At 63.6% G+C, this 6,486-nt stretch carries 4 protein-coding genes and 2 pseudogenes; all 6 read right to left on the bottom strand.

Annotated elements, in window-relative coordinates; all coding sequences use genetic code 11:
* Positions 1-167: 167 nt before the first annotated feature.
* The 6 genes and pseudogenes from AC3WQN_RS25245 to AC3WQN_RS25270 all read right to left on the bottom strand — a co-directional run bounded on the left by AC3WQN_RS25245 (position 168) and on the right by AC3WQN_RS25270 (position 6,379).
* Positions 168-1,748, bottom strand: a complete 1,581-nt coding sequence (locus AC3WQN_RS25245; RefSeq protein WP_103402412.1) for an aldehyde dehydrogenase (NADP(+)) — start codon at positions 1,746-1,748, stop codon at positions 168-170.
* Between the two features lie 257 nt (positions 1,749-2,005).
* Positions 2,006-2,128 (bottom strand): annotated as a pseudogene (locus tag AC3WQN_RS25250) (hypothetical protein); the annotation flags it as partial.
* A gap of 257 nt (positions 2,129-2,385) precedes the next feature.
* Positions 2,386-2,502: pseudogene (locus AC3WQN_RS25255) on the bottom strand (hypothetical protein); the annotation flags it as partial.
* Positions 2,503-2,701: 199 nt separating this feature from the next.
* Positions 2,702-4,099: a fosfomycin efflux MFS transporter AbaF gene (gene abaF / locus AC3WQN_RS25260; RefSeq protein ID WP_103402398.1), complete on the bottom strand. Its 1,398-nt coding sequence runs from the start codon at positions 4,097-4,099 to the stop codon at positions 2,702-2,704.
* A gap of 71 nt (positions 4,100-4,170) precedes the next feature.
* Positions 4,171-5,088: a dihydrodipicolinate synthase family protein gene (locus AC3WQN_RS25265; RefSeq protein WP_095077304.1), complete on the bottom strand. Its 918-nt coding sequence runs from the start codon at positions 5,086-5,088 to the stop codon at positions 4,171-4,173.
* A 262-nt stretch (positions 5,089-5,350) separates the two neighbouring features.
* On the bottom strand, positions 5,351-6,379 hold the full coding sequence (locus tag AC3WQN_RS25270; RefSeq protein ID WP_095077303.1) for a trans-3-hydroxy-L-proline dehydratase: 1,029 nt from the start codon (positions 6,377-6,379) through the stop codon (positions 5,351-5,353).
* Positions 6,380-6,486 lie beyond the last annotated feature (107 nt).

Below are 6,486 nucleotides of genomic sequence, written 5' to 3' on the forward strand. Positions count from 1 at the left end.
TCTCCCACGGTCTGTACTGGCTAGAGTCAGATGCTGGCTTTTAGTCCCACCACCCCTACAAGTCTAAACATACAAGCCGGCTTGCCGGCGAAGGCGACGTACCAGACACACCGCGTCGCGGCATTCGCCGGCAAGCCGGCTCCCACAGGGTTGGGCGTTCGTCCTTTTTACAGGGCTTCGCGCTGGCTGTTGCCGTCGACCAAGCGGGCAATGCCCAGCGGGTTGGCGTCTTTGAGCGCCTCGGGCAGCAAGGCGTCCGGGCAGTTCTGGTAGCACACCGGACGCAGGAAACGCTCGATGGCCAGGCTGCCGACCGAGGTACCACGGGCGTCGGAGGTGGCCGGGTACGGCCCGCCATGGACCATGGCATCGCAGACCTCAACTCCCGTCGGATAACCGTTGAACAGTACTCGGCCGACTTTTTGCTCCAGCAGCGCCAGTAACTCGCCGTGCTCCTGCAGGTCCTGCGCTTCGCCGATCAGGGTGGCGGTGAGCTGGCCGTGCAAACTGTTCAGCACCTGCCGCAACTGTGTCTTGTCGGCGACTTCGACGACGATGGTCGTGGGGCCGAATACTTCTTCCTGCAGCAGCGGATCCCCCCTGAGCAAGAGGCTGGCGTCGGCCTTGAACAGTTGCGGTTGCGCGCGATTGCCTTGTTGCTCCTGGCCGGCCAGGCGATGGATGCCCGGATGGCTGAGCAACGCCTGCACGCCGTTGCTGTAGCTACGGTACGTACCGGCGTTGAGCATGACTTGCCCTGGCTGTTCGGCCATGTGCGCGGCGAGGTGTTCAACGAACGCGCTGAACGCAGGGGAGTGCATGCCGATCACCAGACCCGGGTTGGTGCAGAACTGACCGCAACCTTGCACCACCGACGCCACCAGTTCGCTGGCGATTTTCTCGCCCCGCAGGTGTAGGGCTTCGGGCAATACCAGCACCGGGTTGATGCTGCTCATTTCGGCGAACACCGGGATCGGCTGTGGCCGGGCGGCGGCCATGTCGCAGAGGGCGCGGCCACCTTTGAGCGAGCCGGTGAAACCGACGGCCTGGATCGCCGGATGCTTGACCAGTGCTTCACCGACGCCGGCCCCGTAGATCATGTTGAACACGCCCTTGGGCATGTCGGTTTGCTCGGCGGCGCGCAGGATCGCATTGGCCACGCGCTCGGCCGTCGCCATGTGCCCGCTGTGGGCCTTGAACACCACCGGGCAACCGGCGGCCAACGCCGCTGCGGTGTCGCCGCCGGCGGTGGAGAAGGCCAGGGGGAAATTGCTTGCGCCGAACACCGCCACCGGACCGACGCCGATCCGGTACTGGCGGATGTCGACCCGTGGCAGCGGCTGACGCGCGGGCAATGCCCGGTCGATACGCGCCCCATAGAAATCACCCCGGCGCAGCACCTGGGCGAACAGGCGCATTTGCCCGCTGGTGCGCCCGCGCTCGCCCTGGATACGCCCACTGGGCAAGGCGGTTTCCCGGGTGACCAGGGCGACGAATTCGTCATCCAGGGCATCCAGTTGGCTGGCGATGGCCTCGAGAAACTCCGCCCGGCGACTGGCTGGCAGGTTGCGAAAAATCGGGTAGGCGGTTGCAGCTGCCTGGGCGGCGGCGTCCACTTCCTCCAGGGTGGCCTGGGTGAAGGTGTAGGGCAGGGCTTCGCCACTGGTGGCGTCATGGCTGTGCAAGGTGATGTGGCCGGCGGCACTGCGCGCACCGCCGATGTAGTTATGGCCGATGATCTCGGGCATCGAAAAAACTCCTGTCGAAAAATGGAACTCAAGCCTGAAGGAACGCTGATGGTGGCGAGCGAGCTTGCTCGCGCTGGGTCGCGTAGCGGCCCCAAAAATGTACGGATAGCCATTTTTTGCGAGTGCTACGCACTCGAGCGCGAGCAAGCTCGCTCGCCACAAGGTCGATGTTCTCCAGAACAATCGGCGGGTATCAGGCTCACGCCAACTCACTACCCCGGCGCGTAGACGCGGGTGCTGCGTGACCCAACGCCGCGGGTGGCCTGGGTGAAGGTGCAGGGCAGGGCTTCGCCACTGGTGGCGTCATGGCTGTGCAAGGTGATGTGGCCGGCGGCACTGCGCGCACCGCCGATGTAGTTATGGCCGATGATCTCGGGCATCGAAAAAACTCCTGTCGAAAAATGGAACTCAAGCCTGAAGAAACGCTGATGGTGGCGAGCGAGCTTGCTCGCGCTGGGTCGCGTAGCGGCCCCAAAAATGTACGGACAGTCATTTTTTGCGAGTGCTACGCACTCGAACGCGAGCAAGCTCGCTCGCCACAAGATTGAAGTTCGCCAGAACAATCGGCGGGTATCAGGTTCAAGCCAGCTCACTACCCCGGCGCGTAGACGCGGGTGCTGCGTGACCCAACGCCGCGAGTGGCCTGGGTGTAGGGCAGGGCTTCGCCACTGGTGGCGTCATGGCTGTGCAAGGTGATGTGGCCGACGGCACTGCGCGCACCGCCGATGTAGTTATGGCCGATGATCTCGGGCATCGAAAAAACTCCTGTCGAAAAATGGAACTCAAGCCTGAAGAAACGCTGATGGTGGCGAGCGAGCTTGCTCGCGCTGGGTCGCGTAGCGGCCCCAAAAATGTACGGACAGTCATTTTTTGCGAGTGCTACGCACTCGAACGCGAGCAAGCTCGCTCGCCACAAGGTTGATATTCGCCAGAACAATCGGCGGGTATCAGGCTCACGCCAGCTCACTACCCCGGCGCGTAGACGCTGGTGCTGCGTGAGCCAACGCAGCGATCCGCGCCGCCGACTCGGCATCCACCTGATGCAGCGACTTGCCCCGGGTTTCCCGGGCCAGGCCGACGGCGATAAGGGAAATCACCGAGGCACCGACCAGGTACCAGGCGATCGGTGTGGAGCTGTGGTACTTGTTGAGCAGGGTGATGGCGATCAGCGGCGCCAGGGAGCCGGCGAAGATCGGCGCCACCTGGTAGCACAGGGACAACGCGGTATAGCGCACGTGGGTCGGGAACATTTCGGCCATCAGGGCCGAGTAGGGCGCGTAGGTCATCGACTCGATGGCCAGGCCCAGGGTGATCGCGGCCATGATCAGCCAGTTGTTGCCGGTGTCCATCATCGGGAAGCCGACGAAGCCCCAGAAGGCTGTGAGGGCCGCGCCGGTCAGGTACACCGGTTTGCGCCCGACCAGATCGGACAGGTAACCCATCACCGGAATCATGAAGAAGTGCAGCAGGTGCGCGCCGAACATCAGCAGCAGAATCTCCGAGGTGTCCTTGTGCACCACCAGCTTCAAGTAGGTGATCGAGAAGGTCACCACGGTGTAGTACAGGATGTTTTCGGCAAACCGTGCGCCAATCCCCACCAGCACTGCGCGCCAGTGATGACGCAGCACTTCCACCACGCCCAGTTGCTGGTGCCGGGTCTGGGCCTGGCGGGCCTGGGCTTCCTTGAAGATCGGTGCGTCGTCGACGCTGGTGCGGATCCAGTAGCCGATCAGCACCACCACGGCCGAGAACCAGAACGCCACGCGCCAGCCCCAGGCGAGGAATTGTTCCTCCGACAGGTTCGAGGACAACAGCAGCAGGGCGACCGTGGCCACCAGGTTGCCGGCCGGCACCCCGGCCTGTGGCCAACTGGCCCAGAAACCCCGGCGATTGTCCGGGCAGTGTTCAGAGACCAGCAGGATCGCGCCGCCCCATTCACCACCGAAGGCAAAGCCCTGGATCAGCCGCAGCAGTACCAGCAGCACCGGTGCCGCATAACCGATCTGGTCGAAGCCGGGCAGGCAGCCCATCAGGAAGGTGGTGACGCCGACCACCACCAGGCTCAGTTGCAGCAGGCGCTTGCGACCGAATTTGTCGCCGTAGTGACCGAACACCAGGCCGCCCAGCGGGCGGGCGAGAAAGCCGACCGCGTAGAGGGCGAAGGCGGCGATGATACCGTCGATCGGGCTGTCGGTCTGGCGAAAGAACAACTGGCCGAAGACCAGTGCGGAGGCGGTGCCGTAGAGGAAGAATTCATACCATTCGGCGACGGTGCCGGCCATGGCAGCGGCCACGACACGCTTGAGTCCCGAAGGGGTGGTTGCGCTTTGGGGGTGTTGAGGATTGGACATGCTGGCGTTTCCTGTAGGGGCGCAAAGACAGGTAGCCGGGGCTGGCCCATGAGGGCCGGCCCGGCAATCACTCAGAGACCGACGTCCGGCAACTCCGGACGGTTGGCCAGGGCCTTGGCCATGATCCGCTCGACGAACACCCGGTCGGCTTCCGGCAGGGCCAGGCGTGGCGGACGGGTCAGGGCGCTGCCACGGCCGGCGATGGCTTCGCACAGCTTGATGCACTGCACCAGATCGGCGCGGGCGTCCAGGTGCAGGATCGGCATCAGCCATTCGTAGATCGGCATGGCTTCGGCGAAGCGACCGGCCTTGGCCAGGCGGAAGATGGTTTCGCCTTCTTTCGGGAACACGTTGGACATGCCCGAGACCCAGCCTTCGGCGCCCACGGCGATGCTTTCCAGCACCACGTCGTCGAGGCCCGCGAACAGCACGAAACGATCCCCCACTTCATTGCGCACGTCGATGAAGCGACGGGTGTCGCCGGAAGAGTCCTTGAAGCACACCACGTTGTCGCAGTCGGCCAGGGAAATCAGGATGTCCGGGGTGACGTCGTTCTTATAGATCGGTGGGTTGTTGTAGACCATCAGCGGCACGTCGGCATTCTTGGCCACGTAGCGATAGTGCTCGGCGGTCTCGAACGGCTTGGAGCCGTAGACCAGCGCCGGCATCAGCATTACACCGTCGACGCCGACCCGGCGTACCGCGTTGGCGACCTTGGCCGCCTGCACGCTGGTGAACTCGGCGACACCGCAGATCACCGGCACCCGGCCCCGGGAAGCGTCGACCGCGACTTCGGTCACGGCGATTTTTTCTTCGGCGGTCAGTGAGGTGTTTTCCCCCACCGAACCGCACACCACCAGGCCCGACACGCCGTCACGGATCACGTTGGAAATCACCTGGTGGGTTTTTTCCAGGTTGATCGAGAAGTCATCGTTGAATTGAGTGGTCACCGCGGGGAAGACGCCACTCCAGTTAATGCGCTTGCTCATTGTTGCCTCCAGTTCGTTTATTGTATTTCGTATACGATATTTTAAATGTCGATACTCGGCTAGTGCTTTTTTCAATCAAACAGTGGTTTTTTCAGCCGTTGGTCTGGGGGGAACGGTATTTCCCGATTGTGCCGATTCCTGTGGCGAGGGAGCTTGCTCCCGTTCGGCTGCGTAGCAGTCGTAAAACAGCGCTTACAGCATTGGGGCCGCTGCGCAGCCCAGCGGGAGCAAGCTCCCTCGCCACAAAAGCTCCGGTTTGGCGTCAGGCGCCGGGCCAGGTGTCGGACAGGCGATAGCCTTGTGGCCACGGATCGCTGGGATCGAGCAGCAACTGGTGGGTGCCGGTGATCCAGGCGCGGCCGGAGATGCACGGGTAAATCGCCGGGCGCCCGGCCACTTCGGTCAGCGAGTCGATGCGGCAGTGGAACTCGGAGCCAAGGATCGAGCGGCCGATAAAGCGCTCGCCCACCTGCATCAGTCCCTTGGCCTGCATCACCGCCATGCGTGCCGAGCAGCCGGTGCCGGTGGGGGAGCGGTCGATCTTGCCCGGTTGAATCACCACCGCGTTGGCCCCGGTCGCGATGCCGTTCTCATGCACGATGGGGGCGGCGATCTGGCAAAAGGAGATGTGCGACCACTCAGGGTTCAGCGGATGGACGAAGCCCAGTTGCTCGTTGGCCGCCCGGGTGATTTTCAACCCGACCGCCACCAGGTCGGCCGCCTCGTCCGGCGCGATGGCAAAGCCCAGGCCCTTGGCGTCGGCGATCACGAAACTGTCGCCGCCGTACGCGGTGTCGACCTGCAATGAGCCCAGGCCTTCGACTTCGATCCACGCATTGAGGCGGTCGGCGAAGGAGGGCACGTTCTTGACTTCGACCCGCTGGACCTTGCCGTCACGGCAGTCGGCCACGACCTCGATCAGGCCACCGGGGGCTTCGAGCACCAGCCGGGTTTGCGGTTCGGTCATTGGCAGGATGCCGCTGTCGAGCAGCACGGTGGCCACGCACAGTGAGTTGGAGCCGGACATGGGCGGGGTATCGGCCGGCTCCATGATGATCCAGGCCATCTGTGCCCTGGGATCCTTGGCCGGCACCAGCAGGTTGACGTGGCGAAACACCCCGCCGCGCGGTTCGTTGAGTACGAAGTTGCGCAGGGTCTGGTCCTGGGCGATCCAGCGCGACTGTTCCCATACCGTGGCGCCGGGTGGCGGTGCAACGCCGCCGACGATCACGTCGCCGACTTCGCCTTCAGCATGGCAGCTGACAACGTGAATCACTTTCGATGAGCGCATGGTTTGCTCCTTGTGTTGTCTTTGAGGGCCCCTTCGCGAGCAAGCCCGCTTGTATGTTTAGACTTGTAGGGGTGGTGGGACTAAAAGCCAGCATCTGACTCTAGCCA

This window comes from Pseudomonas sp. FW300-N1A1, assembly GCF_058789115.1.

Bases quoted from the DNA above. Each gene is read 5' to 3' on its own strand.
- AC3WQN_RS25245 (WP_103402412.1), bottom strand. From the start codon at position 1,748: ATGCCCGAGATCATCGGCCATAACTACATCGGCGGTGCGCGCAGTGCC.
- abaF (WP_103402398.1), bottom strand. From the start codon at position 4,099: ATGTCCAATCCTCAACACCCCCAAAGCGCAACCACCCCTTCGGGACTC.
- AC3WQN_RS25265 (WP_095077304.1), bottom strand. From the start codon at position 5,088: ATGAGCAAGCGCATTAACTGGAGTGGCGTCTTCCCCGCGGTGACCACT.
- AC3WQN_RS25270 (WP_095077303.1), bottom strand. From the start codon at position 6,379: ATGCGCTCATCGAAAGTGATTCACGTTGTCAGCTGCCATGCTGAAGGC.